This window comes from Klenkia soli (assembly GCF_900103975.1).
GTDB classification, from domain to species: domain Bacteria; phylum Actinomycetota; class Actinomycetes; order Mycobacteriales; family Geodermatophilaceae; genus Klenkia; species Klenkia soli.
The window spans coordinates 72821-98793 of sequence record NZ_FNIR01000009.1 but is presented as its reverse complement, the minus strand read 5'-3'; the positions used below and the strand labels follow the sequence as shown (position 1 = coordinate 98793).

25 protein-coding genes and 1 tRNA gene are annotated in these 25973 nt (G+C 74.4%); 8 read left to right on the top strand and 18 right to left on the bottom strand.

Annotated features, from left to right (window positions below):
• Nucleotides 1–8: 8 nt before the first annotated feature.
• Genes BLS67_RS14860 through BLS67_RS14850 form a run of 3 tightly spaced genes read right to left on the bottom strand, consistent with a single transcriptional unit; the run spans nucleotide 9 to nucleotide 3403 of the window.
• Nucleotides 9–686 (bottom strand): trimeric intracellular cation channel family protein, encoded by a 678-nt coding sequence (locus BLS67_RS14860; protein WP_091246598.1) that lies wholly within the window; start codon nucleotides 684–686, stop codon nucleotides 9–11.
• Nucleotides 687–689: 3 nt separating this feature from the next.
• Entirely contained in the window at nucleotides 690–2741 is a 2052-nt protein-coding gene (locus tag BLS67_RS14855; RefSeq protein WP_091246596.1) for an acyl-CoA dehydrogenase family protein, read from the bottom strand.
• Nucleotides 2738–3403, bottom strand: coding sequence for a TetR family transcriptional regulator (locus tag BLS67_RS14850; RefSeq protein WP_091246594.1), 666 nt, complete (start codon nucleotides 3401–3403; stop codon nucleotides 2738–2740). Before BLS67_RS14850 ends, BLS67_RS14855 begins: the two co-directional genes overlap by 4 nt.
• A gap of 91 nt (nucleotides 3404–3494) precedes the next feature.
• On the opposite strand from BLS67_RS14850, the gene BLS67_RS14845 reads away from it, so the two are divergent.
• Genes BLS67_RS14845 through BLS67_RS14835 form a run of 3 tightly spaced genes read left to right on the top strand, consistent with a single transcriptional unit; the run spans nucleotide 3495 to nucleotide 7029 of the window.
• Complete coding sequence (locus tag BLS67_RS14845; protein WP_091246592.1) at nucleotides 3495–4769, top strand: acetyl-CoA C-acetyltransferase; 1275 nt, start codon at nucleotides 3495–3497, stop codon at nucleotides 4767–4769.
• Nucleotides 4770–4825: 56 nt separating this feature from the next.
• On the top strand, nucleotides 4826–6178 hold the full coding sequence (locus BLS67_RS14840) for a 3-oxoacyl-ACP reductase (RefSeq protein ID WP_091246589.1): 1353 nt from the start codon (nucleotides 4826–4828) through the stop codon (nucleotides 6176–6178).
• Nucleotides 6178–7029, top strand: a complete 852-nt coding sequence (locus tag BLS67_RS14835; protein WP_091246588.1) for a MaoC family dehydratase — start codon at nucleotides 6178–6180, stop codon at nucleotides 7027–7029. Before BLS67_RS14840 ends, BLS67_RS14835 begins: the two co-directional genes overlap by 1 nt.
• 122 nt (nucleotides 7030–7151) lie before the next feature.
• On the opposite strand, the gene BLS67_RS14830 is transcribed toward BLS67_RS14835, so the two are convergent.
• Nucleotides 7152–8282, bottom strand: a complete 1131-nt coding sequence (locus BLS67_RS14830; protein ID WP_091246586.1) for a glycosyltransferase family 4 protein — start codon at nucleotides 8280–8282, stop codon at nucleotides 7152–7154.
• Between the two features lie 156 nt (nucleotides 8283–8438).
• On the opposite strand from BLS67_RS14830, the gene BLS67_RS14825 reads away from it, so the two are divergent.
• Nucleotides 8439–8525 (top strand) — tRNA-Ser (locus BLS67_RS14825).
• A gap of 98 nt (nucleotides 8526–8623) precedes the next feature.
• A complete protein-coding gene (locus BLS67_RS14820) occupies nucleotides 8624–9643 on the top strand; it encodes a LacI family DNA-binding transcriptional regulator (protein WP_165617605.1) in 1020 nt (339 codons plus the stop codon).
• Nucleotides 9644–9714: 71 nt separating this feature from the next.
• Here BLS67_RS14820 and BLS67_RS24495 read toward each other — a convergent pair whose 3' ends face one another.
• From BLS67_RS24495 to BLS67_RS14790, 6 genes are all read right to left on the bottom strand, one after another.
• Nucleotides 9715–10377, bottom strand: a complete 663-nt coding sequence (locus BLS67_RS24495; protein ID WP_109504756.1) for a TetR family transcriptional regulator — start codon at nucleotides 10375–10377, stop codon at nucleotides 9715–9717.
• Nucleotides 10378–10466: 89 nt separating this feature from the next.
• The gene (locus BLS67_RS14810) at nucleotides 10467–11375 is read right to left on the bottom strand and encodes a TetR/AcrR family transcriptional regulator (protein WP_242654102.1); all 909 of its coding nucleotides are present in this window, start codon (nucleotides 11373–11375) and stop codon (nucleotides 10467–10469) included.
• 111 nt (nucleotides 11376–11486) lie between these two features.
• Entirely contained in the window at nucleotides 11487–11906 is a 420-nt protein-coding gene (locus BLS67_RS14805) for a DUF2382 domain-containing protein (RefSeq protein WP_091246581.1), read from the bottom strand.
• A gap of 72 nt (nucleotides 11907–11978) precedes the next feature.
• Nucleotides 11979–12713, bottom strand: coding sequence for a mechanosensitive ion channel family protein (locus BLS67_RS14800; protein WP_091246579.1), 735 nt, complete (start codon nucleotides 12711–12713; stop codon nucleotides 11979–11981).
• Nucleotides 12714–12781: 68 nt separating this feature from the next.
• Nucleotides 12782–13660: a DUF2382 domain-containing protein gene (locus BLS67_RS14795; protein WP_091246577.1), complete on the bottom strand. Its 879-nt coding sequence runs from the start codon at nucleotides 13658–13660 to the stop codon at nucleotides 12782–12784.
• A gap of 195 nt (nucleotides 13661–13855) precedes the next feature.
• The gene (locus tag BLS67_RS14790; protein WP_091246576.1) at nucleotides 13856–15805 is read right to left on the bottom strand and encodes a helicase-related protein; all 1950 of its coding nucleotides are present in this window, start codon (nucleotides 15803–15805) and stop codon (nucleotides 13856–13858) included.
• A 209-nt stretch (nucleotides 15806–16014) separates the two neighbouring features.
• Between BLS67_RS14790 and BLS67_RS14785 the strand changes: the two genes are divergently transcribed.
• Nucleotides 16015–17142: a GGDEF domain-containing protein gene (locus tag BLS67_RS14785; protein WP_091246574.1), complete on the top strand. Its 1128-nt coding sequence runs from the start codon at nucleotides 16015–16017 to the stop codon at nucleotides 17140–17142.
• A 52-nt stretch (nucleotides 17143–17194) separates the two neighbouring features.
• Nucleotides 17195–18235, top strand: coding sequence for a GGDEF domain-containing protein (locus BLS67_RS14780; RefSeq protein ID WP_131801745.1), 1041 nt, complete (start codon nucleotides 17195–17197; stop codon nucleotides 18233–18235).
• On the opposite strand, the gene BLS67_RS14775 is transcribed toward BLS67_RS14780, so the two are convergent.
• From BLS67_RS14775 to BLS67_RS14740, 8 genes are all read right to left on the bottom strand, one after another.
• Entirely contained in the window at nucleotides 18219–19349 is a 1131-nt protein-coding gene (locus BLS67_RS14775; RefSeq protein ID WP_242654101.1) for an NAD(P)/FAD-dependent oxidoreductase, read from the bottom strand. The genes BLS67_RS14780 and BLS67_RS14775 overlap by 17 nt on opposite strands.
• A gap of 18 nt (nucleotides 19350–19367) precedes the next feature.
• Entirely contained in the window at nucleotides 19368–20249 is an 882-nt protein-coding gene (locus BLS67_RS14770; protein ID WP_165617604.1) for an alpha/beta fold hydrolase, read from the bottom strand.
• Between the two features lie 69 nt (nucleotides 20250–20318).
• Nucleotides 20319–20885 carry an LOG family protein gene (locus BLS67_RS14765; protein WP_091246826.1) on the bottom strand — a complete coding sequence of 189 codons (567 nt, stop codon included), beginning with the start codon at nucleotides 20883–20885 and terminating at the stop codon, nucleotides 20319–20321.
• A 136-nt stretch (nucleotides 20886–21021) separates the two neighbouring features.
• Nucleotides 21022–21489 (bottom strand): MaoC family dehydratase, encoded by a 468-nt coding sequence (locus BLS67_RS14760; protein WP_091246570.1) that lies wholly within the window; start codon nucleotides 21487–21489, stop codon nucleotides 21022–21024.
• Nucleotides 21490–21541: 52 nt separating this feature from the next.
• Nucleotides 21542–22000, bottom strand: coding sequence for a DUF3237 domain-containing protein (locus BLS67_RS14755; RefSeq protein ID WP_091246568.1), 459 nt, complete (start codon nucleotides 21998–22000; stop codon nucleotides 21542–21544).
• Complete coding sequence (locus tag BLS67_RS14750) at nucleotides 21997–23598, bottom strand: acyl-CoA synthetase (protein ID WP_091246567.1); 1602 nt, start codon at nucleotides 23596–23598, stop codon at nucleotides 21997–21999. Before BLS67_RS14750 ends, BLS67_RS14755 begins: the two co-directional genes overlap by 4 nt.
• Entirely contained in the window at nucleotides 23595–24458 is an 864-nt protein-coding gene (locus BLS67_RS14745; RefSeq protein WP_091246824.1) for an amidohydrolase family protein, read from the bottom strand. Before BLS67_RS14745 ends, BLS67_RS14750 begins: the two co-directional genes overlap by 4 nt.
• Before the next feature lie 13 nt (nucleotides 24459–24471).
• Nucleotides 24472–25377, bottom strand: a complete 906-nt coding sequence (locus BLS67_RS14740; protein WP_207500618.1) for an SDR family NAD(P)-dependent oxidoreductase — start codon at nucleotides 25375–25377, stop codon at nucleotides 24472–24474.
• 76 nt (nucleotides 25378–25453) lie between these two features.
• Here BLS67_RS14740 and BLS67_RS14735 point away from each other — a divergent pair, with 76 nt between their 5' ends.
• Nucleotides 25454–25951, top strand: a complete 498-nt coding sequence (locus BLS67_RS14735) for a MarR family winged helix-turn-helix transcriptional regulator (RefSeq protein WP_207500616.1) — start codon at nucleotides 25454–25456, stop codon at nucleotides 25949–25951.
• Nucleotides 25952–25973: the final 22 nt, after the last annotated feature.

Below are 25973 nucleotides of genomic sequence, written 5' to 3'. Positions count from 1 at the left end.
GGGGCGGGTCACCGCCGTCGGCGACGGCTGCCCGACCACCGGGCCCGGGCCCGCAGCGGCAGGTCGATCGCGACCGGCGCCGACCAGCCGCGCAGCACCGACAGCAGCCGCAGGCCGGCCACCAGCACGATGGTCGCCGCGGCCACCGGGAGCAGCGGCAGGTCCAGCGGCCCGGCCAGGACGGCCAGCAGCGAGGCGCCGATCAGCGCGGCCACCGCGTTGTAGGGCCCGGGCTGGATGATGTCGGCCCGCTGGGCCAGCAGGACGTCGCGGATGACCGCGCCGCCCACCGCCGTCGCCACCCCGATGAACACGACGCTGGCCGACGGCAGCCCGGCCAGCTGCGCCTTCTGCGCCCCGATGACGGTGAAGAAGCCCAGGGTGAGCGCATCCAGCCCGACCAGCAGCGCGGTGGTGCGGGACAGCCAGCCGGAGAAGAAGAACGTGACCATGGCGGTGATCGCCACCGTGGGCAGGTAGGCCGGGTTCGTCAGGGCGACCACGGGCACACCCATGAGGACGTCGCGGATCAGCCCGCCGCCCAGCCCGCCGGAGACCGCCAGCAGCAGCACGCCCGACACGGCGAAGCCCTCACGGGCGGCCAGCAGGCCGCCCGTGAGGGCTCCGATCACGATCGCCGCGAGGTCCACCACGGCCGGGATGTGCAGCGTGTCCACGCCGCCCATCCTCTACTGGGCGGGGGCCATCTCCAGGTCGACCGCCGTGGCGTCGGGGGTGTCGACGGCGGTGCCCGAGCCGTGGGCGGCCTTCACCCGGGCGTCCTCGGCGGCCATGGCCTCCTGGCGGGGGCCCTCCTCCGACACGATGCGGGACTGCACCCAGGCGTCGGGGATGGCGAACCCGTCGACCAGCGTGGTCAGGTGCGGCCGCAGCTCCTTGAGCAGCGAGTTGACCGTGCTGGTCACCGCCTTCGAGCGGGTCGGGGTGAGCCGGCCGTGCTCGAGGAACCAGCCGCGGTCGGCCTCGATGGTGGTCAGCGCGTACAGGTCGCACAGCTTGGCCAGCAGCGCCTTGGCGGCGGGGTCGGTGGTGCGGTCGACGGCGGCGACGAAGGCCTCCAGCACGACCCGGTCGATGTGCGTGGTCGCCGTCCGCAGCACGTGGTCCTGGACGTCGTTGAACACGTCGAACAGGCGGTTCTCCTTGTTCGAGGCGCCCTTGCGGAGGCGGTTGGCCGCCCCCTCGAGGGTGTGCTTCTCGCGGTCCTCGAACATCTTCAGCTGCCAGCCGCGGTCCAGGAGCGAGACCTCCTCGTCCCGACCGGGGACGGCGTCCACGAGCCGGGCGATCAGGCCGCGGGCCGCCGTGCGCTCGAGCACCGTCTCCTTGACCAGGTCGGCGACGAACTGCGCCTTGCCCCAGCTGTCCAGCGAGCCGAAGGAGTCCTGGTAGCCGGTGAGCAGGCCCTTGGCGACCAGCTGCAGGAGGACGGTGTTGTCGCCCTCGAAGGTGGTGAACACGTCGGTGTCGGCCTTGAGCGCCGGCAGCCGGTTCTCGGCCAGGTAGCCGGCACCGCCGCAGGCCTCGCGGGCCACCTGGATGGTGGCGGTGGCGTGCCAGGTGTTGGCCGCCTTGAGCCCCGCGGCCCGCGACTCGAGCTCGCGCTGCGCGGCCTCGTCGACGTCCGCCGCGCCCTGCACGTCGTGCATGGTCGAGGTGAGCTCCTCCTGGGCGAAGTGCAGCGCGTAGCTCTTGGCCAGCGCCGGCAGCAGCTTGCGCTGGTGCACCAGGTAGTCGTTGATCACGATCTCGCGGTCCTCGCCGGGGGCGGCGAACTGGCGGCGCTGCTCGCCGTAGCGGGTGGCGATCTGCAGGGCGAGCTTGGTCGCCGAGCCGGCCGAGCCGCCCACGCTGACCCGCCCGCGCACCAGGGTGCCGAGCATGGTGAAGAAGCGCCGGGTCTCGTTCTCGATGGAGGACGTGTAGGTGCCGTCCTCGGCGACCTGGCCGTAGCGGTCCAGCAGCATGTCGCGCGGCACGCTGACGTGGTCGAAGCTCAGCCGGCCGTTGTCCACGCCGTTGAGACCGGCCTTGGGGCCGTCGTCCCCGACCGTGACGCCGGGCAGCACGTTCCCGGCCTCGTCGCGGATCGGCACCAGCCAGGCGTGCACGCCGTGCCGCTCGCCCTTCGTCACCAGCTGGGCGAACACGACGGCCATGCGGCCGTCCTTCGCGGCGTTGCCGATGTAGTCCTTGCGGGCGGACTCGTGCGGGGTGTGCAGGTCGAAGGTCTGCGTGGCCGGGTCGTAGGTGCAGGTGGTGCGCAGCTGCTGGACGTCGGAGCCGTGGCCGGTCTCGGTCATCGCGAAGCAGCCGAGCAGGTCGGCGCTGATGATGTCGGCCAGGTAGGCGGCGTGGTGCCGCTCGCTGCCCAGCAGCTGCACGGCGCCGCCGAACAGGCCCCACTGCACGCCGGCCTTGACCATGAGCGAGAGGTCGCCGAAGGCCAGCATCTCGATCGAGGTGACCGAGCCGCCGGAGTCCTCCTCGCCGCCGTAGGCCTTCGGGAAGCCCAGGCGGGTGCGCCCGGTGGCGGCGAGGTCCTTGAGCAGGCCGGTGATCCGCTCGCGGGCCTCGGCGCCGGTCTCGCCGTACACCGGGGCGTACTTCACCTCGCCCAGCTGCTCGCGGGCATCGCGCCGGACCTGGGCCCAGCGGCCGTCGAGCACCTCGGTGAGGCGGGCCGGGTCGACGGTGGTCAGTGGCTGGTTGCTGGTCATCGGGTCTCCTCGTTGGTGGTGCGGGTGACGACGCCGGACAGTCCGGCCCAGGCGAGATCGGTGAGGTGGGCGGTGAGTTCACCGCGCGGCATCGGTTCCGGCGAGCTGAGCCACCGGTCGGCGGCCGAGCGGACCAGGCCGACGAGCCCGTGCCCCCACGGCTCGGCCGCGGCGGTGGGGCGCCCGGCGCCCTCCAGGGCCAGGGCGACCAGGGCCGTGGCCTGCGCGCCGACCAGCTCGGACAGCCCGGCGATCGGGTCGGCGCCGGGGTCGCCGGCCGGTGCGTGGACGACGAACCGGTACAGCTCGGGGTCGGCCTCGATGAAGGCCAGGTAGGTGTCGATGGCCGCGGCGACCATCTGCCGCGGCTTCTCGGTGCTGGTCATCGCCGTGCGCAGGGCCTCGAGCAGCTGCCCGGCGACCTGGGTGCAGACGGCCAGGTGCAGCTCGCCGCGGTCGGCGAAGTGCCGGTAGACGACGGTCTTGCTCGTGCCCGCCGCCGCGGCGATCTCCTCCATGCCGACGCCGGGGCCGTGCTCGCCGACCGCGGCGACGGTGGCCGCGACCAGCTGCTCGCGGCGGGCGCGGCGGTGCTCGTCCCACCTCGAGTCGCGCCGGTCACGGCGTTGGGGCACGGTGCCCGCACGAGTGGGCGGGGTCATGGGGGATGTCACCGCCGTCAACTTCATGTGAACGACGGTACCTGATACCGTCGGTACCGACAACGGCACCCAGATCTCCTCGGAGGGCCCCATGACCCGCAAGGCAGCGATCGTCGGCGGGAACCGCATCCCGTTCGCCCGCTCGAACAAGAAGTACGCCCGGGCCAGCAACCAGGACATGCTCACCGCGACCATCGACGGCCTCGTGGCCCGCTACGGCCTGGCCGGCGAGCAGGTCGGCGAGGTGGTGGCCGGCGCCGTCCTCAAGCACGCCCGCGACTTCAACCTGACCCGCGAGGCGGTGCTGGGCTCCCAGCTCTCGCCGACCACGCCGGCCTACGACGTGCAGCAGGCCTGCGGCACCGGGCTGGAGGCCGCCGTCCTGGTGGCGAACAAGATCGCGCTGGGCCAGATCGAGTCCGGCATCGCCGGCGGCACCGACACCACGTCCGACGCCCCGCTCGCGGTCAACGACGACCTGCGGCACGTGCTCATCGCGCTGAACAACGCCAAGACCCTGCCCGACCGGCTCAAGCTGCTCGGCAAGATCCGCCCCGGCCAGCTGGTGCCCGACCAGCCGCGCAACGTCGAGCCGCGCACCGGGCTGTCGATGGGCGAGCACGCCGCGCAGACCGCGAAGGTGTGGGAGGTCAGCCGTGAGTCGCAGGACGAGCTCGCCGTCGCCAGTCACCACAACCTGGCCGCCGCCTACGACCGCGGCTTCTTCGACGACCTGGTAACCCCGTTCCTGGGCCTGACCCGCGACGACAACCTGCGCGCCGACTCCTCGGTGGAGAAGCTCGCGACGCTCAAGCCGGTGTTCGGCAAGGGTGAGGGCGCCACCATGACGGCGGCGAACTCCACCCCGCTCACCGACGGCGCCTCCGCCGTCCTGCTGGCCAGCGACGAGTGGGCCGCGCAGCACAGCCTGCCGGTGCTGGCGCACCTGGTCGACGCGCAGACCGCGGCGGTGGACTACGTGCACGGCGGCGAGGGCCTGCTCATGGCCCCGGCCTACGCGATGCCCGTGATGCTGGCCCGCAACGACCTGACCCTGCAGGACTTCGACCTGTACGAGATCCACGAGGCCTTCGCCTCCACCGTGCTGTCGACCATGAAGGCCTGGGAGGACCCGGCGTTCTGCAAGGAGAAGCTGGGCCTGGACGCCCCCTTGGGCTCGATCGACCGCGCGAAGCTCAATGTCAACGGCTCGTCGCTGGCCGCCGGGCACCCCTTCGCCGCCACCGGCGGCCGGATCGTCGCCTCGCTGGCCAAGCAGCTGCACGACCTCGGCCCCGGCAAGCGCGGGCTGATCTCCATCTGCGCCGCCGGCGGCCAGGGCGTCGTCGCGATCCTCGAGTCCTGACCCCCTCCCCTTCCCCAGGAACCGCGGTTTCTGGGATCCCCCCGAACGGAGACACCATGAGCGACTGGTACCGCGACTTCGCCAACTCCGGCGTCGGCACCACCCTGGTCAAGCAGTTCGGCCTGCCCCGGCCGGCCGTGCTGCGCCGCTACAGCCCCGGCCAACCGCTGCTGGACGGCCCGGCGCTCGTCGGGTCGGCCGGCGACGGCCGACTGCGCGCCGAGATCGAGTCGGTGCTCGAGGAGGACGGCGTCACCGTGCTGTCGCCGGTCACCGCCGACGGGGGCAAGGGCCCGAAGGTGGCGGCCGTCGTCCTCGACGCCACCGGCCTGACCACCCCGGCCGACCTGGCCTCCGCGCACGACTTCCTGGCCCCCGCGGTGAAGCGGCTGGGCACCAACGGGCGGGTCGTCGTCCTGGGCGAGGTACCCGGCGACGCGCCGTCCCCGGCGCTGGCCGCGGCCCGGCAGGCCCTCGACGGCCTGGTCCGCTCGCTGGCCAAGGAGCTGCGGGCCGGCGCGACCGCGAACCTGGTCTACGTGCCGACCGGCGCCGAGGCGTCGGTGCCCGGTCCGCTGCGGTTCTTCCTGTCCGGCCGGTCGGCCTACGTCGACGGCCAGACGGTCACGCTCTCCGCCGCCGACGTGCCCAGCGGGGACGGCGGGACCACTCCGCTGGCCGGCACGGTCGCCGTCGTCACCGGTGCGGCCCGCGGCATCGGTGCCTCGATCGCCGAGGTGCTCGGCCGGGACGGCGCCCACGTGGTCGCCGTCGACATCCCGGCCGCCGGCCAGTCGCTGGCCCAGGTCGCCAACCGGGTCGGCGGGACGGCGCTGCAGCTGGACATCACCGCCCCCGACGCCGCGCAGAGGCTGGTCGAGCACCTGCGCGAGCGGCACGGCGGCGCCGATGTGGTCGTGCACAACGCCGGCATCACCCGCGACAAGCTGCTGGTCAACATGGACGCCGCGCGCTGGAACTCGGTGCTCGCGGTGAACCTGCAGGCCCAGCTGGACATCACCCAGGCGCTCCTCGAGGCCGACGGCGCGCTCGAGCCCGGCGCCCGGGTGGTGGCGGTCAGCTCGCAGTCCGGGATCGCCGGCAACCGCGGGCAGACCAACTACTCGGCGTCCAAGGCCGGCGTGATCGGCATGGTGCGCGCGTGGGCGCCGGAGTTCGCCTCGCGCGGGGCGACGATCAACGCGGTGGCGCCCGGCTTCATCGTCACCGAGATGACCGCGAAGATGCCCTTCGGCACCCGCGAGGTGGGCGCCCGGCTGAACTCGCTGCAGCAGGGCGGCCTGCCCGTGGACGTCGCCGAGGCCATCGCGTGGCTGGCCCAGCCGGCCAGCGCCGGGGTCAACGGCCAGGTGCTGCGCGTGTGCGGCCAGAACCTGCTGGGCGCCTGATGGGCACGCCCGTCGTCCTGTCGTCGCCGCCGTCGATGGCGCAGCTGTTCGCCAAGGCCGCGCTCACCGCGCGCGGCCGGCGCGGGTCGCTGCCCGACACGCACCTGGCCCGGGTCGCCGTCCAGGTCGACCCGGCGCAGGTGGCCGACTACGCCGAGGTCTGCCGGTTCCGGTTCGGCGACACCCTGCCGCCGACGTTCCCGCACGTGCTGACCTTCCCGCTGCAGGTCGCCCTGATGGCTGACCGCGCGTTCCCGCTGGCCCTGCCCGGGCTGGTGCACGTGCGCAACCGGGTGGACGTCGTCCGGCCGATCGGGATCTCCGAGAAGCTCGACCTCGAGGTCTGGGCCGCGGACCTGAGACCGCACCGGTCCGGTGCCACGGTCGACCTGGTCGCGTCGATGCGCTCGCGAGGTGACGAGGTGTGGCGCGGGCGGTCGACCTACCTGGCCCGGGGGGCGAAGGCGCCCGAGGGCGAGCCGACCGACCTGGAGCTGGAGATCGGGGACGTCGCGCAGGCGGCGGTGTGGCGGGTGCCCGACGACGCCGGTCGGCGGTACGCGAAGGTCAGCGGCGACGTGAACCCGATCCACCTGTCGGGCCTGACCGCCAAGGCGTTCGGGTTCAAGCGGGCCATCGCGCACGGCATGTGGGTGAAGGCCCGGGCCCTGGCGGCGCTCAGCGGCCGACTGCCCGCGGCGTACCGGGTCGACGTCGCCTTCAGGAAGCCGCTGTTCCTGCCCTCGACGGCGACCCTGTCGACGGGGGCCCGGGACAGCGGGTGGGACCTCGCGGTCAGGAACCAGAAGAGCGGCCAGGACCACGTCCTGGGGGTCATCCGCCCGCTCTGACCACGCTCGCCGTGTTGATCATGGGGAAGCGGCACGCCGACACGCCCTGACCCGGCGTGTCGGCGTGCTGCATCTGCACTCTCGACGGCGCGAGCGTGGATCCCCGGTGCGGGGGACGGCGGTCAGGCGGCCAGGGGGTGGACGGCGCTGCGGCCCAGGACCCGGTCGTAGTGGCCGACCAGCTCGTCGCCCAGCCGGCCCCAGGTGCGGTGCGCCACGGACGCCCGGGCGCGTGCGGCTGCCGCCCGCAGTGCCAGCCGGTCGTCGCGCAGGCCCTCCACCTGCGCCGCGAGCACGTGGGGGTCGTCGCCGGCCCACAGCCAGCCGTTCTCCCCGTGCCGCACCAGGTCCAGCGGCCCGCCCGACGCCGCGACCAGCGCCGGTACGCCGGCCGCCAGAGATTCCTGCACCGCCTGGCAGAACGTCTCGTCGGCGCCCGGGTGCACCAGCAGGTCCAGCGACGAGACCAGGTCGCCGAGCTCCTCGCCCACCACCCGTCCGGTGAACACCGCCCGGGGCAGGGCCCGCTGCAGGGCCTTCCGCTGCGGACCGTCGCCGACCACCACCAGCCGCACGCCCGGCAGCTCGGACAGCGGGCCCAGCAGGTGCAGCCGCTTCTCCACCGCCAGCCGGGCCACGGTGCCGACGATCAGCTCGCCGCCCGGGCTCAACCGGGCCCGCACCGCCGCCGAGGACCGGCCCGGGTGGAACTGCTCGAGGTCCACCCCGCGGGCCCACAGCGCGAGCGGACCGATCCCGTGCCGCCGCAGCTGGGCCATCGTCGACGTCGAGGGCACCAGGGTCAGCGCCGTCCGGTCGTGCAGCGTGCGCAACCACCGCCACGTCGTCGCCGAGCCACCGGGCACCCGGTACCGGCCGGCGTAGGCGGCGAGATCGGTCTGGAACACGGCGACCGCCGGGATGCCGCGCTGCTGGGCGGCCCGGGCCGCCGTCCCGCCCAGCATCGCGGGCGAGGCCAGGTGGACGACGTCCGGGCGCAGGCGGTCCAGCAGCTCGCCCACCTCGCCGGTGGGCGCGGCCAGCGGGAGCTCCCGGTAGCGGGGCAGCCGGACCGACCGCACGGCGTGCACGGGGACGACGGCGCCGCACCGCGTCTCGTAGTCCGCGCCGGACGGGGCGACGACCACCGGTTCGTGGCCGCGCAGGGCGAGGTGGTCGGCGGCCCGCAGCACGGAGGTGACGACGCCGTTGACCGCCGGGGTGAACGTCTCGGACACGAGGGCGACGCGCATGCGCCCAGCACAACCCACCCGGGTGTCGCCGATCTGTCCAGCCGGCGCACACCCGTCGACGATCACGGGCCCCAGGACACCCGGGGACGGTGTGTCGCCGGCGCAGGTCCGTGATCACCGGGGGCCGCGGGCGCGCGGGCTACCCTCGGTCGGCCAGGAGGGCTCGCCTAGTGGCCGATGGCGGCGGTCTTGAAAACCGCTAGGGGTTCACGCTCCTCGAGGGTTCGAATCCCTCGCCCTCCGCTCGGACGAGGGTGTCCGCCGGGCATGCCTGCCCGGCGACCACCGTCGGTCGCCGCGGGAGCCCGGCCCGGGGCCCCCGCTTGTGCCAGAGTGCGTGCGTGACCCCACCACCTCGGCGTCGCTCCCGGGTGACCGGCTCCGAGGTGGCCGCGGCGGCCGGTGTCTCCCCGGCCACGGTCAGCTACGTGCTCAACGACACGCCCGGCCAGTCCATCCCGGAGAGCACCCGGACGCGGGTCCGGGAGGCGGCGGCCCGGCTGGGGTACCAGCCCAACGCCGCCGCGCGGTCCCTGCGCGTCGGCCGGTCGGACGTCGTCGTGGGCCTCGTGCCGGACACCGGCTACAGCGCGACGTTCAGCGACCTGATGCTCAAGCTGTCGCGGTCGCTCTCCGAGCTGGGGCTGTCCCTGGTGCTGCACCCGGCGCCCCTGGACCCGGTCCGCCTGCGGGAGCTGCTCCGCACCATCGACCCGGTGGGGGTGGTCGCCCTCACCGGCCTGGACGACGACACGGTCACCGCGCTGCAGGCGGCGGGGGTCCGAGTCGTGGTGGGCACGGCCGGGGCCGGTGCTCCGCGCGCCTGGGAGATCAGGTTCGGGGCCGGGGAGTTCGGGGCCGCGCAGGCGCAGCACCTCCGCTCCCGCGGCCACGAGCGCATCGGGCTGGTCCGGTGGGCGCGCGACTTCCCCTCCGCCACCGATCAGGGCCGCGCCGCGGCGCTGCTCGAGGTGATGGCGGTGGCGGGCCAGACGCACATCCCGGTCCTGGACCTCCCGGCGGACCCCGGCGCGGCCGAGCAGGCGTTGGGCGTCTGGTTGCGGGACGAACCCGCCGTGACCGCCGTGGCCACCATGGACGACGACGTCGCCGCTCTCGTGGTCTCCTCCGCCGACCGGCTCGGCGTCGCCGTCCCCGACCGGCTCGCGGTGGTGGGGGCCTACGACTTCCCGGTCTGCACCCTCGTCCGGCCGGCGCTGTCCACCGTCCGGGCCGACCTCGGGGACCTCATCGGCCGGTTCGCCGCGATCATCCACGAGGCGGTCGCCGACGCGGGATCGCCGCTGCCCGACCGCATCGCGGTGGACACGGCGCGGGTCGTCGCCCGGGGGAGCACCTGACCGACCAGGTTCTGCGGCGTGGCCGCCGCCGTGCGGAACACCGGGTCAGCGGTGTGGACGCGGCGGAGGTCTCAGCGCCGGTGCACCGCGCACCGGGGCGCGACCGCGAGCAGGACGTCGTCGACGACGGCGCGCACCTCGTCGCTCGCCAGCGGCGGTGCGCAGAGCAGGAACCGGCGGACCCACAGGCCCTCGACCAGGGAGACGACGGTGCCGACGGCCGACTCGTCGGCGGTGTCCCCGGCCCGGCAGGCGGCCCGGACCCGCTCGCGCAGCGGGACCAGCACGGTCCGCTCCGCGGCCTCCCGCAGCTGCGGGTCGCGGGCGGAGTGGGCCAGGGCCGCCGCGGCGGTCAGCTCGGCGAGGTGGAGCGGCTCGGTCAGCCGCTGCAGCAGGGACGTCAGCTGGGTGCGGCCGTCGTCGGTGGGGCTCGGCGGGTCGGGCAGGGGGTCGACGGCCAGCACGGCGTCCGCGATCAGGTCGGACGCCGTGGACCAGCGCCGGTAGATGGTGGCCTTGCCGACCCCGGCCCGCGTCGCGATGGCGTCGACGGTGATGGCTGCCCGGCGGTCGGCCAGGAGGTCCTGGGTCGCCGCGATGACCCGTGCGGTGGCTCCGTGGTCGCGGGGCCGGCCGCCCCGACCGCGGTGGGCGCGGGCGTGCAGGTCACGGCGGCCGGCGGCCGGGGCGAGGACCGGGCTGCCGTCCGCGGAGGGGGCACCATCACCGGGCACTGGATCGACCTCCTCGGCGGTCGCCCGGTGCGACCCGATCCCACTTTAACGATTGAGTGAGGACGGGAGCGATTGCCGGGTGGGTCAGCTCACAGGTGGGTGGCGTCGTCCTCGACCATGGCGCCCAGCCGCTCGATCAGGCTCTCGAGGGACTCCTCGAACTCCGTGACGGTCTCGTCCAGGGCCAGCAGGTGCTGGAGGTCGGCGATGGACCGGTGCTCGGCGACCAGGGCGTCCGGGTCGGCGTCCGGCGCGCCGTCCGGGTCGTCGAGGGCGTTGATGGCCACCCCGCGCTGGGCCACCTCGAGGAGCAGGTGGCCCAGCAGGAAGCTGGTGTAGGCCCGGTAGGCGACGACGGTCTGCTCGTCGGTGAACCCGTGGCTGCGCAGCGCGGTCAGGAACGAGTCGATCCACCGCAGGCTGCGCAGCGGCGGCCGCACCCAGGGCGCTGCCGGCGGGCGGGTGGCCACCAGGGGGAACAGGGCGGGGTGGGCCAGGGCGCTGCGGCGCACGCCGTGGGCCAGGCGCTGCAGGTAGTCCTGCCACCCGTGGACGGGGCTCAGGTGGACCTCGGCGTCGTCGAACAGCTCGTCGACGACCCGGCCGACGACGGCGTCCAGGAGGTCGTCCCGGCTGGGGACGTACCGGTACAGGGCCATGGCCTCGACGCCGAGGCGGGCACCCAGCCGGCGCATGGTCAGCGCGGGCAGCCCGTGGGTGTCCACGTAGTCGACGGCGGCGGAGACGATGCGGTCCCGGCTGAGCGGCTCACGCGGCCCCAGGGGCTGCACGCCCGGCGGGTCCTGCGCCGGGCGCCGGTCCCGGTTCTCGGGGAGGTCCGGGTCGTCGGGGTGGTCGGGGGCGGTGATCCCGCCGCTCACGGTGGCGCCGACGTCCCGTGCGCCCATCGCGGAGTCCGGCTGCGCCCGTCCCTCCGGCGCCGGTCCGGCCGGTCCCTGCTCGACCGGCCCCGTGCGTCCGTCGTCCGTGTCCGTCACCTGTGCACCTGCTCCCGGTCCCCGTCGCCGCCACCGTCGTGCCGGCATCCACACGTGTGACGCCCGGGCGACGGCAGGGATTCCCCGCCACCGGTCGGACCAACCGTCGGGTCAGGCGGTCGGTCCCGCCGCGAGGGTGCTGGACGTGATGACCTCGGCGAGCTCGTCGTGGGCGAGGGCGGCCTCGACGTCCTGGCTGCCGGTGACCCAGGAGGTGACCAGGCGGACCCGTTCGACGGGTACGGCCCGGGTGGTGACGACCGGTTCGTCGGCGGTGAGCACCAGCCATCCGCCGGTCGCCCCGTCCAGCAGCTGCTCGGCCGGGACCGGGACGGCGGCGGCCGGGTCGACGTCGACGTAGTGCAGGCGGGCCCGCTGGCGGGTCAGGGTCACCGGCACCATGACCTGCTCGGTCGTGGTCTCCACGCGCAGCACGGCCCGGCGCACCGGCACCGCCTCGGTGGTGGTCGACAGCTGCTGGGCGGTGAGGACCAGCGTGCCGGGCTCGGGGGTGCGGGGTGCGCTGGTCATGGGGACTCCGGTCGGGTGGGGGAGGGCCGGTGGGGCGTGCCGGACGGTGCCGGCACGCCCCGCCGCCGTGGGTCAGCTCGTGTAGCGCTGCGCCTCGTCGCGGACGGCGTCCGCGGGCGAACCGCTGTGCTGCGCCTCGCGCTTGGCGTTGGGCGCCTCGGCCTCGACCTTGGCCAGCGTGGTCTCCCAGCGCTGGCGCATCGGGGCGATGCCACCGCCGCCGACCGCGACGACGGCGATGCCGACGACCGCGGCCAGCGAGGCGTAGAGGACGGCGTTGACGACGTTCTGGGCGATCTGCAGCTGGTTCAGCGCGGCGATGACGCCCAGCGCCAGGATGACGGTGGAGGCCACGTTCGCGAGGACCTTGCCGTAGGACAGGCCGCCGAGGGTGTTCTGGACCAGCAGCTTGACCCCGGCGGCGACCGCGGAGGCGATGACCAGGATGAGGATCGCGACGAAGACCTTGGGCAGGTAGCCGATGATCGCGGCGAGGTAGGTGCTGATCGGGTTCTGGCCGAAGACCCCGAACGCGGTCGAGAGCACGAAGAGCATCACGGCGTAGAAGACGATCTTCGCGAGGATGTCGGAGGCGTCGTACTGGGAGGTGGCGAGGGCCTTCTTGACGCCGCCGCGCTCGACGGCGTGGTCGAAGCCGACCTTCTCCAGGACCTTGCTGATGATCTTCTGCAGCGCCTTCGCGATGAAGTAGCCGATCACCAGGATCAGCAGGAACCCGACCAGCTTGGGCAGGAACTGCACGACGGTGTCGAGCAGGGTGGTGAAGGAGTTCTTGAGCGAGGACATGGGCTCTCCAGAGCTGTGGGGTGGGGGTGGCGCAGAGGGGGGCGCGGGGCCACGCCCCCCTCGGGGGATCAGCGGTCGCGGTCGGTCGGGCGGGCGTCGCCCTCGACCTGCTCGATCTCCTCGTGCGCGACCTCGGCGTCCACCGTCTGCTGCTCGGTGACGGTCTCGGTGGCCAGCCGCACCCGCTCGACCGGGACGGTCTCCTTGGCGACGACGGGGCGCTCGGCGTGCAGCGTGACCTCGTGCTCCTCCTCGGTGAGCGCGCCGCCGGCCATCGCGTCGTCGCGGTTGGCGTCGGTGATCGGCTCGCGCTCGACCCGGACCTCCTCGTGGGAGACGGGCACGGTGCGGGTCACGTTCTCGGTGACGACGTGCTTGCGCAGCCGGGCCCGGCCGACCTCGGTGGCCTCGGTGCCGACGGTGAGCCGCTCCTCCGAGCGGGTCATCGCGTCGTCGGTGGTCGGCCCGGAGGTGTCGTGGCCGACGGTGCCGGCGGCGTCGCGACGGTCCTCGCGCTGGTCACCGGTCAGGCCGGCGCTCCGGTCCGGACGGGGCGCGGTGATGCCGCCGTCGGTGGTGCGGGTGTCGGTGGTGCGGGTGTCGGTGGTCTGGGTGTCGCGGTTGTCCGCGGTGCCCTCGGCGATGCCGTAGTAGCGGTACAGCTCGCGCTCCTCGGCGGGGGAGAGGTGGCCCTCGGCCTCGATCTTCGGGGCGTCCTTGACCATGGCCTTGTCGTAGGGGAACCGCAGGGACTCCCCGGACAGCTCGGCCTGGGCCAGCGGGATGAAGGTCTCCCTGGTGCCGAACATGCCGGTCTTCACGGTGGCCCACTCGGGGCGGCCGGACTGGTCGTCGAGGTAGACCTCGGAGACGTTGCCGATCTTGTCGCCGTCGGAGTCGACGGCGGTGGAACCGATGACGCTGGTGATGTCCTGCTCGGTGATCACGGGTGCTCCTGGTGAGGGCAGCCCGCAGGCACGACCGGGTGGGTCGTGTGCGGGCGTGGGGGGTCAGCGACGAGAGCGCTGGAGGAACCGGAGCTGGGATCTCAACTGAGCCGGCAACTCACCAGGTGCCCGCTGGTGTACGCGGTAAACGGACGGACCTCACAATTGTTTACGACGTACACGCGGCGGTCGGGGTCAGCGTGCCCCGGTGGGCCCGCCCGCCGACCGGCCGCGGCGGCGGTGCTTGGGGCGGGACGCATCGCCCGGGGGTGGCCCGGCGTCCGAGCCCCGGCCGCGTGCGCTGCGGTCGAAGGCGTTGGGGTCGGTGCGCCCACCGGCACCGACGTCGGACTTGCGGGGCTTGCGCCCGCCCGCCCCGCGTCCTGACGAGCCTCCGGACGACGCCGCGGCCTTCCCGCCGCCGGACCGGCCACCCGACGAGCGCGGGGGACGCCGGTCGGCAGCCGCCCGTCCGGCCGGCCGGGTGCCGCAGTCGCGGCAGGTGGTGAACCAGGGTGCGATGCCCGTGCCGCAGCCGGTGCACCGGGCCGCGGTCGACAGGCTGATCGCCTCGGGCAGCAGCTCGGTGATCCGGTTGGCGCACTGCTCCTCGACCGCGGCGGCGTCGGCCGAGGTCAGCCCGGCGACGCCGGGGAACGACCGCAGCAGGGTCTGCGCCTCGCGGGCCTGCGCCGCGGCCTGCTCGTAGTCCTGCACCGTCGACCCGCGCGGGACGGCGGGCAGCACCAGCTCGCGGGACACCGCCAGCCCGGCCTCGTGCTGCAGCGCGGCGCGGGCCAGGGCCAGCCAGCGCACCTTGCGCGGCGGGTCGTGGTCGATCGCCAGGTTGATCAGCCGCCAGACCGTCCACAGGTCGGTGGCCAGCGGGCCGCGGAGCATCGGCAGCAGCGCGTGGACCCGCAGCACCAGCCCGCTGACGTCGTCCGGGGTCATGACGGCGGACTCGGGGCCGTCGGCCTTGGTGGCCGCGCGCGCCCACATCGACCAGCGGGTGAGCGCCTCGGGCAGGTCGACGGCCTCGAAGGCGCCGAGGTCGTCCAGCTCGGGTCGCAGGCGCGGCTTGCGGTTGGGCAGGTCGCTCATCACGTCGCCGCGGGCGACCGCGGCACCGGCGGCGACCAGCGAGGCCAGCGGCTTGAGCCCGGCCACCCCGCCCAGCACGCCGACCTGGCCGTGCCCGGTCAGCCCGTAGCGCCCGGCGCGGCCGGCGATCTGCGCGGCCTCCCAGGTGCGCAGCGGGCGCATCTCGGTGCCGTCGAACTTCTGCGTCTCGGCGAACAGCACCGTCGTCGCGGGCACGTTGATGCCGTGCCCGATGACGTCGGTGGTCACCAGCACCTCGAGCTCGCCGCGGGTGAACCGGGCGATGACGTCGCGGCGGGTGGCCGGGGGCAGTGCGCCGTAGAGGACGCCGACCTTGCCGCGCCGGTGCGGGTCCAGCTGCGCGGCGACGGCGTAGACGGTCTTGCGGGAGAACGCGACGACCAGGGTCTGCTCCCGCACCTGCGACGGCTTGACCGGCGCGTGCAGCACGTCCAGCCGGGACAGCCGCTTGTGGTTGACGACGACGACCTGCTCGGCGTCGGCGACCAACGGCTTGAGCAGCAGCAACGCCTCGGCGGCCGAGATGAGGTGCATCTCGCGGTACTCGCCGGTGAGCAGCAGCCGGGCCCAGTGGTGGCCGCGGTCGGGGTCGGCGACCCAGTGTGACTCGTCGAGCACCAGCAGCTCGCCGCGCGGCGGGGCCTTCTCGACGGTGCAGCAGACGATCGGCGCGTACGGGTCGATCTCCTCCTCGCCGGTCGAGAGGCCCACGGTGCCGGCGGGCAGCTGGGCCGAGAGCTTGGCGTAGGCCTCGTGCGCCAGCTGGCGCAGCGGGGCCGCGTAGACCCCGGAACCGGCGGCGGCGAGGGCCTGCAGCGACTCGTAGGTCTTGCCGGAGTTGGTGGGGCCCAGGTGGAAGACCACGTGCTCGGGGCGGGTGGTGCGCACCGGGAGTGCGGGCTCGGCGCCGTCGACCCAGGTCTGCTGGGCCCGGCGCTCGTCACGGCCGCGGGTGGTCTCGCTGGCGGTCCGCTGCGCCGGGGTGCGGACCCGGCGGCGGGAGGTGGGGGAGGTGGTCACGACGTCCTTCGGATGGGGGGGGGTCGGCGCAGTGGTGCGCTCAGGACCTCACGGGGTTGCAACAGCGACCGGAGCCGATCTGTGCCCACCCCACGGTCCCACACGGGCCGCCGGGACCGGCCGCACGCGCGCAGCACGACCTCCCTCGTCGGGATGACCCCGGGATCGGTGGTGCACCACCGGACGACGAGGCTGCCGACAGTGGGGACGTGGACGCGGTGAACCCCCTCGGTCGCGCGCTGGACGCGCGCCGGCGCTGGTGGACCCTCCGCCGCCCGCACTTCGCCCCCCGGGTGACGGCCGCGCTGCTGGTCAGCGGCGCCGTCCTGCTCGCCGTCGTCCTCGTGGTCTTCCCCGTCGACGCGGCTGTCGCGCCCTGGGTGCTGGCCGCGGCGATGCTCGCCACCGCGGTCTGGTGCCGGCTGGCGCCGGCGGGCAGCCGTGCGGCGGGGATCGCCGTGGTGACCGGCTCGCTGCTCGCCGTCGCCGCGGTGGCGGTGTCGGCCCACCTGTTCGGCGGGCTGGTCCAGGGCTGGCCCGCACTGCTCGGGCTGCCCGTGGTCCACGCCAGCAGCCAGCTGCAACGCCGCGCCGGACGGGTCGTCACCGCGTTCTCCTGCGCCGCCGCCGCCTGGCTGGCGGTGGACTTCGCGCAGGACGGCGGGCGGATGGTCGTCGACGTCCTGCTGGTCGTGGGCTGCCTGCTCCTGCTCGCGGCGTTCACCCAGCACACCGCCGACGACCAGGAGCGGCTGGCCGAGTCCCTCGAGCGGATCGCCGGGGTGGACGTGCTCACGGGCCTGGTCACCCGTCGGGTGCTGGACGACGCCGCGGTGCTGGCGCTGGCGGCCACCACGACACCGGGCGGGACGTCGCTGGTGCTGCTGGACCTCGACCACTTCAAGTCCGTCAACGACACCCACGGGCACCCGGTCGGGGACCGCGCCCTCCAGCTCGTGGCCGGCCTGCTGACGGCCTCGGTCCGGCGCAGCGACGCGGTGGTCGCGCGGCTCGGCGGCGACGAGCTCGCGGTCCTGCTGCGCGGCTGCACCCCCGACACCGCGGTCGCGCGGGTGAGCGCCCTGGTGGGGGCCGTGCGCCGCACCCCGCTGGTCGTCCCCGGCATCGGTTCGTTGCCCCTGACGGTCAGCGTGGGCATCGCGCACGCACCCACCCACGCCGAGGACCTGCGGTCGCTCTACGCCGCGGCCGACGAGGCGCTCTACGCCGCCAAGCGCGCCGGCCGGGACGGCTGGGCGGTGGCCCCCGCCCCCGAGTCCCGCCCCGGGGCCCCGGCCCGCCCCCGTCTCGGTGCCGCCGGTCCCCCTCCCGGGTGAGCGCACCGCCGCTGCGGTGCGGCGCTGCCCGGCCCGGGCCGATGGACCAGGTGTGGGGGTACCAGCAGGACTGCGGACACGGGAACCGGCGACGGCGGCACGGGCGGCGGCCACGCTGACCGGCTTCAGCGGGCTGGTGCTGCTGCCCTGGGCGCTGTTCCTGCCGCCCCGGCTCGACCCGGGCCCGCTGGTCGCCTGCGTGGTCTTCGCCCTGCTGCTCATGGCCTCCTCGTTCGGGCTGCTGCGCCTCCCGCCGGAGCGCCTCGACCGTGCCGGTCTGCTGCTGGTGGTCCCCGTGCTGGGCGCCCTGGCCGTGGGCGCCACCAACTACGTCACCCGCGACACCTCGGCCGCCGCCCAGGTGTTCCTGGTCGTGCCGGTGCTGCTGGGGGCCTCGCAGCTGCGCGGCCCCGGCGCCCTGCTGGCCACCGGCCTGGGCGTGCTCGTCTCCGGCACCGCCACGATCCTGGTCGACCCGTCGGCGCAGGGGTTCACCGACGCCGTCGTCGTCGGTTCGGCGATGGTCGCCGTCACCCTCGTCCTCGTGCGGTCGGGCGACCGGCGCGAGCGCGCCTTCGACGTCCTGCACGAGCAGGCCACCGCCGACGGGCTCACCGGGCTGCTCCGCCGCGGGGCGGTCGACGCGCTGCTCGCGGAGGCCCTGCTCCGGGGTCAGGTCGCCGTCCTCATGGTGGACGTCGACGGCTTCAAGCAGATCAACGACGTGCACGGCCACCTGGTCGGGGACCAGGCGTTGGTGCACCTGGCCGACGTGGTGCGCGGGCAGGTCCGGCACACCGACTGCGTCGTCGGCCGGCGGGGTGGTGACGAGCTGGTCATGGTGCTGCCCGACTGCACCCGCGAGGGTCTGGCCGGCCGCGCCGCCGACCTGGTCGCGGCCGTGCAGATGGCCCCGCTCCAGCTGGCCGACGGTCGACTGCTCCCGCTGACCATCAGCGTCGGCGGCGCCCACGCACCCACCCACGCCGCCGACGCCACCGGTCTGTACGGGGCCGCCGACGCCGCGCTCTACACCGCCAAGCGGGCCGGCCGCGACCGGTTCAGCATCGCCGAGGTCACCGTCGTCGGCTGAGCGTGCCCACCGCGGACACCAGCGTGCGGGCGGTCAACCGGCCGTCGGCAAGCCCGAGGGCCACGACGTCGTCGAACACCCGCTGGTCGGCGGCCGCGGCGCCGAACGCGGCGTCCATCAGCCACGGCCGGCTGCTCAGCCGGGACGCCGCCGAGGTGTGCCGCAGGTGGGTGCCCAGCCGCTGCCGCAGCGCCGTGCGGAACACCCGGCCGGCCTGCGCGCCGTGTGCCGCGGCGGCACCGGCGAAGGCCCCGGACAGCACCGCGTAGAAGATGCCCTCGCCGGTCATCGGGTTGATCAACGAGGCGGCGTCGCCGGCCAGCAGCACCCGGCCGTCGGGCTGGCGCGGCCGTCCGGTCGAGAGCGGCAGCCGGTGCGCCCTCAGCTGCTCGGGCTCGACGCCGGGCAGCAGCCGGTGCAGGCCCGCGAGCAGCTCGGCCCGGGTGGCGCCCGCGCCCACCAGCTCGCCGTAGCCGACGTTGGCCCGGCCGTCGCCGATCGGGAAGGACCAGGCGTAGGCCGGCCAGCGCTGGTCGGTGGTGGTGATGACCTGCACGCCCTCGGTCGACGTCGGTGCGTAGCCGCGGATCGCGATCGCCAGCCGGTCGGGCCGGTTCGCCGGCGTCCCCAGCGCCCGCCGGACGACGGACTCGGCGCCGTCCGCACCGACGAGCACCCCGGTGGTGAGCACGCCGTCGACGTCCACGCCGTCGGGCCCCGGGGTGATCTGCCGGACGGTGTGCCGGCGGAACTGCGCACCAGCGGCGAGCGCGGCCTCCAGGACGCGGCCGTCCAGCACCGCCCGGGGGACGACGACGGCCGGCCGGTGCATGGCCCGCTCGACGGTCCGGCCGGACGGCGAGGTCAGCCGCAGCCGCGGGACGGCGGGGTACCCGTGGGTCACCGCGTCGACGTCCACCCCGAGCGCGGCCAGCACGTCCAGCGCCTCGGGGGCGATCCCGTCGCCGCACACCTTGTCCCGCGGGAAGTCCGCCCGGTCCAGCACCAGCACCGAGGCGCCGTGCCGGCGGGCAGCCAGGGCGGCTGCGGCACCCGCGGGCCCGCCGCCGACCACGACGACGTCCCAGGCCTCCATCGGGTCGGTCGCCTCCACCGGGTCGACGGTAGGCGGTCAGACCCCGGTGGGCTGGGCCAGCACGGATCGCCAGGTGTCCCGGTCGTGGGCGGCCGGTGCGGTGGTGGCCAGGAAGTCCAGCAGCACGGCGGCGAACCGGTCGGGCTCGGCCAGGTGCGGCCAGTGCCCGGCGCCGTCGAACAGCTCGACCCGCGCACCGGGGACGGCGCGGGCCACGGTGCGGGCGTGCTCGACGGGGATGATCCGGTCCCCGGTGCCCCACACGACCAGCAGGGGCAGCGTCGCGGCCAGGTACAGCCGGTCGAGCGCGGTCACCGCCTGGCCGCGCAGGTCGGCGACGCTGCGCAGGGTCCGCAGGAACGCCGCCCTGGCCTCGGCGTCGCGCAGCTCCAGCAGGGCCTCGCCGGCCTCGGCGAGGTCCTCGGCCCGCCGCCACCCCACGGTGGCGCCGGCTCGCCGCAGCACCCCGAGGCAGGCCCGCCACGGGGTCGGCAGGTCGGTGAGGACGTCGAGCACCACCTCCGCGCCCGGGACGGTCGCCAGGCGCAGCCCGATCGACAGCTCGGGACCCAGCCCACCGCTGGACACCAGGGCGAGGCGCTCGCAGCGCTCGGGGAACTGGTAGGCGAACTGCTGCGCGATGCCGCCGCCCAGGGAGTGGCCCACCACGGTGGCGCGTTCGACGTCGAGGACGCTGAGCAGGTCGCGCATGCCGTTGGCGTAGCCGGCGATCGAGTAGTCACCCCGGGGCTTGTCGGAGTCGCCGTGCCCGAGCAGGTCCGGGGCGATCACCAGGTGGTGCTCGGCGAGCCGGTCGACGACCCCGGCCCAGGTCTGCGCGCTGTTGCCGATGCCGTGCAGCAGCAGGACGGCGGGGCCGCTGCCTGCGGTGACGAAGGCGCGCGTGTGCCCGTGCACCACCCGCACCTGGCGGGCCAACCGGGTCGCCCCCGACCCAGTGCAGCAGGCCGGTGTTCCCGCCGTGTTTCAGGTGGTGCGCGTCCACTTGCGCTCGGGGTGCTGGTACTGCGCCACGAACTCCAGCAGGCCGTCCGCGGTGTGCACCACGCCCAGGGCGTCCAGGCGGCGGCCGTCGAGGTAGCCGTCGTCGACCATGCGGTGCAGCTGGGTGAGCAGCGGCTGCCAGAAGTCGTCGACGTCCAGCAGCAGGGTGGGCTTGGCGTGCAGGCCGAGCATGCCCCAGGTCCAGGCCTCGAAGAGCTCCTCGAGCGTGCCGGCCGCGCCGGGCAGCGCCACGAAGGCGTCGGCGAGGTCGGCCATGGCGGCCTTGCGCTCGTGCATGGTCTGCACGACGCGGAGATCGGTGAGGCCGGGGTGGGCCAGCTCGTCGTCGACCAGGTGCTGCGGGATGACGCCGACGACCTCGCCGCCGGCGGCCAGCGCGGCGTCGGCGACGGTGCCCATCAGCCCGACGTGCCCGCCGCCGTAGACGATGCCGACCCCGGCCCGGGCGAGGGACTCGGCGAACGTGGCGGCGGCGTGCTGGTGGGACGGCGGCCCGGCCTGCGACCCGGTGAAGACGGCGATGCGCATGGTCGGCACCCTGCCAGGCCCTCCCCGCCCCACGGTGATCAGGTGACCTGATCGAAGGGTGTCCGACTGCACCACCGTTGGTGAGGTCGGCCCACCGGTGATCAGGTCACCTGATCACCGTGGAGCGGGAGCGGGGTCAGGAGGCGGGCTTGCCGTACGCGCGGGTGACCCACTCGGCGATGCAGACCGGCTTGTCGCCGCCCTCGCGCTCGATGACCACGGCGATGGTGTTCTGCACGCCGCCGGCCACCTCCTCGGTGTCCTTCAGCGTCGTGGTCGCCCGCACCCGCGAGCCCACCGGCACCGGGGCGGGGAACCGGACCTTGTTGAGCCCGTAGTTCACGCCCATCACCGCGTCGGTGATCGTGTAGGTGGCGGTGGCCAGAGGCACGGCCAGCGACAGCGTCATGAAACCGTGGGCGATCGGCCCGCCGAAGGGGCTCTCGGCCTTCGCGCGCTCGACGTCGACGTGGATCCACTGGTGGTCACCGGTGGCGTCGGCGAAGGTGTTGACCGCCTCCTGGGTGATGTCGTACCAGTCGCTGGTGCCCAGCTCCTGGCCCTTCAGCGTCGGCAGGTCGGCGATGGTGGTGGTCGTGGTCATGCGGCACTCCTCGGTGAGATGTCCGGTCGGGGTCGATCCTGCCGTGCGGGGGTCACTGCACCTCGAACAGCTCGATGCGCACCCCGCGCGGGTAGCGGGTGCCCACCCCCAGGTAGAGGTGGGAGTTGAGCCGGGCCAGCCGCGGGGCGGCGGTCTCCAGCCGGACGGCGCCCCGGAAGTAGACCCGGTCGGGATCCACGGGTTCGCCGGCACGCAGCCGCGCCGAGTCCTCCGCCGAGGCCACCCGGAGCGCCGAGTTGTGCACGGCCACCAGCTCGCCGTCCTCGGACTCGATCAGGTAGCGGGCCTCCAGCTCGGTCTCGGTGTCGTTGCGCAGCAGCTGGACGTCGGCGCCGCCGGGCAGCACGCGCCCGGTGAGCAAGGGGCCGCTGACCATGCCCCCGGTGATCGGCACGACCCGGCGCACCCCGGTGGCCAGCGCACCGACCTCGACCGGCTCTCCGACGTCGGCAAGCACGGTGGCCACCAGCTCCAGCGCCGGCGCGGTCACGGGGCCAGCTCGGCGCGCAGGTCGGGCTTGCGCACCTTCCCGGTCGCCGTCTTGGGCAGCTCGGTCACGAACCGCACGTGCTTGGGCACCTTGAACCCGGCAAGCCGCTCGCGCAGCGCCGCGCGCAACGCCTCCGGGTCCGGCACGGTCCCGGGGGTGGGGACGACGACGGCCAGGCCGACCTCGCCCCAGTGCGCGTCGGGGACACCGATGACGGCGACCTCCTGCACCTCCGGCAGCTCCAGCATCGTGGACTCGACCTCCGCCGGGTACACGTTCTCCCCGCCCGAGATGATCATGTCCTTGTAGCGGTCGCGGATGGTCAGGTAGCCCTCGTCGTCGACCGAGCCGGCGTCGCCGGAGTGGTACCAGCCGTCGACCAGCACGGCGGCGGTCGCCTCGGGGGCGTCCCAGTACCCCTGCATGACGTTGGGCCCGGACAGCACGACCTCGCCGATCTCGCCGGGCGCGCACTCGGTGCCGTCGGGCCGCACGACGCGGACGTCGACGAAGAACTGCGACTTCCCGGCCGACCCCACCTTCGCCACGGCGTCCGCGCTGTCCAGCATCGTGCCGGCGGGGGCGGTCTCAGTCATGCCGTAGGCCTGCTGCACGGTGATCCCGCGGTCCAGCCAGGTGTGCAGCAGCGGCAGCGGCAGGGGCGCCCCGGCCGCGGCGACCGTGCGCAGCGCGGAGAGGTCGAGGGTGGCGAAGCCGGGCTGCCGGGCGAGGGCGTCCATCATCGTGGGGACGGCGAAGAACGACGTCACCCGCTGCTCGCTGATCACCTGCAGCGTGCCGGCCGGGTCGAAGCCGCGCACCAGCACGACGCAGCCGCCGCGCAGCAGGGTCGGGTTCACCGTGCCGTTCAGCCCGCCGACGTGGAACAGCGGGGCCAGGCCCAGGGTCCGCTCGTCGGGACCGCCCTCCAGGCTGAGCACCTGGTTCAGGCACGCCCAGGTCATGTTGCCGTGGGTGAGCACCGCGCCCTTGGGCTTGCCGGTGGTGCCCGAGGTGTACATGACCAGGCAGACGTCGTCGTGGGTCACCGCCTCGTCCCTGAGGACGGCATCGGCGGCAGCGGTGAGCTCCCACCACGGGAGCGAGCCCTCCTGGTGGTGATCATCGGCATCCGCAGCCGGCGACCCGCGGTCGGCGGCGTGCCCGGCCTGCACGTCACGATGATCGACATCCGGGGCGGGTTCGGCGGACAGCCAGTGGGTGACCCCTGGCAGCTGCGGGCGCAGCACCTCCGCCGTCCCCACGTGCTCCCGGCCGTGGACGACGACGCTCGCCCCGGAGTGCTGCAGCACGTACTGCGCCTCGGGCGGGGTGAGCCGGGCGTTGACCGGCACCCACACCGCCCCGAGCTGGCCGCAGGCGTAGAGCAGCTCGAGGCCGACGGGGTGGTTGGCGCCCAGCCAGGCGACGCGGTCGCCGCGCTGGACGCCCAGGTCGTGCAGGACCGTCGCGGCCCGGCGGACGGCGAGGGCGAACTCGCCGTGGGTCGTGGTCGTCCCCTCGAACCAGATCGCCGGCTTCTGCGGGGACATGCGCAGTCGTCGTTCGGGCCAGGACCCGAGGCCCTGGTTCCTCACCGCAGCCCCAAGGCGCGGATCGCGTTCTCCTTGAAGATCAGCGGCTTGACCTCGGGCTTGATGTCCAGGGTCTCGAAGTCGGCCATCCAGCGCTCGGGGCGCAGCAGCGGGTAGTCCGAGCCGAACAGCACCTTGCGCTTGAGCAGGCCGTTCGCCGCCTTGACCAGCTGCGGCGGGAAGTACTTCGGCGACCAGCCCGACAGGTCGATGTACACGTTGGCCTTGTGGGTGGCGCTGGAGATCGCGCTGTCCTGCCAGGGCACCGAGGGGTGCGCCATGATGATCGTCAGGCCGGGGAAGTCGGCGGCGACGTCGTCCAGGAGCATCGGGTCGGAGTAGCGCAGCTTGATGCCGCGCCCGCCCGGCAGGCCCGCGCCGATGCCGGTCTGCCCCGTGTGGAACAGTGCGGGGACGCCGAGGCTCTGCAGCTCCTCGTAGAGGGGGTAGACGGCCCGGTCGTTGGGCTCGAAGGCCTGGATCGACGGGTGGAACTTGAACCCCCGGACGTCGTGCTGCTCGACCAGCTTCCGGGCCAGCTGCACCCCGGCAGCCCCCCGGGCCGGGTCGACGGACCCGAAGGGGATGAGGACGTCGGGGTGCTGCGCCGCGAGGTCGGCGATCTCCTCGTTGCTCAGCGCCGGGTGGCCGGTGGCGTGCTCGATGTCGACGGTGAACACGACCGCGGCCATGTTCTTGCTGCGGTAGTCCGCGGCGATGTCGGGGACGGTGGGGTCGTAGGGGTCGCCCTTGAAGTACTTCGCTGTGGCGGCGTTCAGCTCGTCGTCGAGGGCGAGGTGGCCGTGGGTGTCGGCGTGCACGTGGGTGTGCACGTCGATGGCGACCAGGTTCTCCAGGTCCAGCTGCAGGGCCACGTCAGGACTCCGGCTCGAACTGCTGGCCCACGGTCTGCTTCGAGGCCTCGAACGTCCCGGGCCAGACGTCGGCGATGGCCTCGGCCGACCAGCCGGTGCCGTCGGCGAACTCCACGACGGTCTCGACCGGGTGCGTCCACAGCGCCAGGCGGTCGCCGCCGATGCCGATGGCCTGGCCGGTGATGCCGGCGGCCTCGTCGGAGGCGAGGAAGGCGATCAGCCCCGCGACGTCCTCCGCCGAGCCGAACCCGAGCTGCTGGCGGGCGTAGGCCGGCAGCGGGTCGCCGTTCTTCAGCGCGGTGACGTAGGGCTCGAGGAAGGGCACCGTCTCGGTCATCGCGGTGGCCGCGACCGGCACCACGGCGTTCACGGTGATCTGGGCCCGGGCCAGCTCCATCGCCCAGGTGCGCACCATGCCGACGATGCCGGCCTTGGCGGCGGCGTAGTTGGTCTGGCCGAAGTTGCCGACCTGGCCGGTGGGGGAGCCGATGCAGATGATCCGGCCGCCCTCGCCCTGCTCGCGCAGCTTGATCGCGGCGGCCCGGGTGCAGGTGAAGGTGCCGCGCAGGTGCGTGGTGATGACCGCGTCGAACTGCTCGTCGGTCATCTTCCACAGCGTGGTGTCGCGCAGGATGCCGGCGTTGTTGACCAGGACGTCGAGCCGGCCGAACTCCGACACCGCCCGGTCGACCAGGGCCTGCGCGGCCTCGCTGGAGCCGACCGGCACCACCTCGGCGACGGCGGAGCCCCCGGCCGCGGTGATCGACTCGACGGCGGACTGCGCCACCTCGGCGTCCACGTCGTTGACCACGACGGCGGCGCCGCGGCGGGCGAGCTCGGTGGCGTAGGCCAGGCCCAGGCCTCGGCCGGATCCGGTGACGACGGCGACCTTGCCGGTCAGCTCCACGGGTGCTCCTCGGTGCAGGGGGTGGTGCCCGGACCGTAGGTCGGTATCGTGGAGGTCGTCAACGATGGAGGTGCTCATGGGTCAGCCGCTGACCGACGACCTGGGGTTCCTGCTCTCCCGCGCCAGCGGCGTCGTCGTCCGGGCCACGAACGCGGCCCTGGTCGAGCACGGGCTGCGGGTGCGGCAGTACTCGGTGCTGGTGCTGGCCGCCGACGCAGCCGAGGGCATCACCCAGCGCGAGCTGGCCGACGTCCTGGGCCTGGACCCCTCCCAGGTCGTCCTGCTGGTCGACGAGCTCGCCGCCTCCGGGCTGGTGGAGCGGCGGCCGTCCTCGACCGACCGGCGGACGAAGCTGGTGGCCGCCACCCCACGAGGGCGCGAGGTGCGCTCGGCGGCGGCCCGCACGGCGGCCGACGGTGCCGGCGGGCCGCTGGCCGGGCTCGACCAGGCCGAGCGGGCGCAGCTGCGCGAGCTGCTGGGTCGGCTGCTGGCCACCGGTGGCGCCCCTGACGCACCGGGTTCGCGGGGTCGCTCCGGCTCTGCGCCCAGAACGGGAGCAGAGCCGGAGCGCTGAGGACCAGGAGGACGCCGTCGGC

What these genes read in the sequence shown, in the direction of transcription:
- BLS67_RS14845 (WP_091246592.1), top strand. Translation starts at nt 3,495, where the DNA reads ATGACCCGCAAGGCAGCGATCGTCGGCGGGAACCGCATCCCGTTCGCC.
- BLS67_RS14765 (WP_091246826.1), bottom strand. Translation starts at nt 20,885, where the DNA reads ATGCGCATCGCCGTCTTCACCGGGTCGCAGGCCGGGCCGCCGTCCCAC.
- BLS67_RS14860 (WP_091246598.1), bottom strand. Translation starts at nt 686, where the DNA reads ATGGGCGGCGTGGACACGCTGCACATCCCGGCCGTGGTGGACCTCGCG.
- BLS67_RS14800 (WP_091246579.1), bottom strand. Translation starts at nt 12,713, where the DNA reads ATGTCCTCGCTCAAGAACTCCTTCACCACCCTGCTCGACACCGTCGTG.
- BLS67_RS14840 (WP_091246589.1), top strand. Translation starts at nt 4,826, where the DNA reads ATGAGCGACTGGTACCGCGACTTCGCCAACTCCGGCGTCGGCACCACC.
- BLS67_RS14735 (WP_207500616.1), top strand. Translation starts at nt 25,454, where the DNA reads ATGGGTCAGCCGCTGACCGACGACCTGGGGTTCCTGCTCTCCCGCGCC.
- BLS67_RS14760 (WP_091246570.1), bottom strand. Translation starts at nt 21,489, where the DNA reads ATGACCACGACCACCACCATCGCCGACCTGCCGACGCTGAAGGGCCAG.
- BLS67_RS14805 (WP_091246581.1), bottom strand. Translation starts at nt 11,906, where the DNA reads ATGACCAGCGCACCCCGCACCCCCGAGCCCGGCACGCTGGTCCTCACC.
- BLS67_RS14855 (WP_091246596.1), bottom strand. Translation starts at nt 2,741, where the DNA reads ATGACCAGCAACCAGCCACTGACCACCGTCGACCCGGCCCGCCTCACC.
- BLS67_RS14830 (WP_091246586.1), bottom strand. Translation starts at nt 8,282, where the DNA reads ATGCGCGTCGCCCTCGTGTCCGAGACGTTCACCCCGGCGGTCAACGGC.
- BLS67_RS14835 (WP_091246588.1), top strand. Translation starts at nt 6,178, where the DNA reads ATGGGCACGCCCGTCGTCCTGTCGTCGCCGCCGTCGATGGCGCAGCTG.
- BLS67_RS14850 (WP_091246594.1), bottom strand. Translation starts at nt 3,403, where the DNA reads ATGACCCCGCCCACTCGTGCGGGCACCGTGCCCCAACGCCGTGACCGG.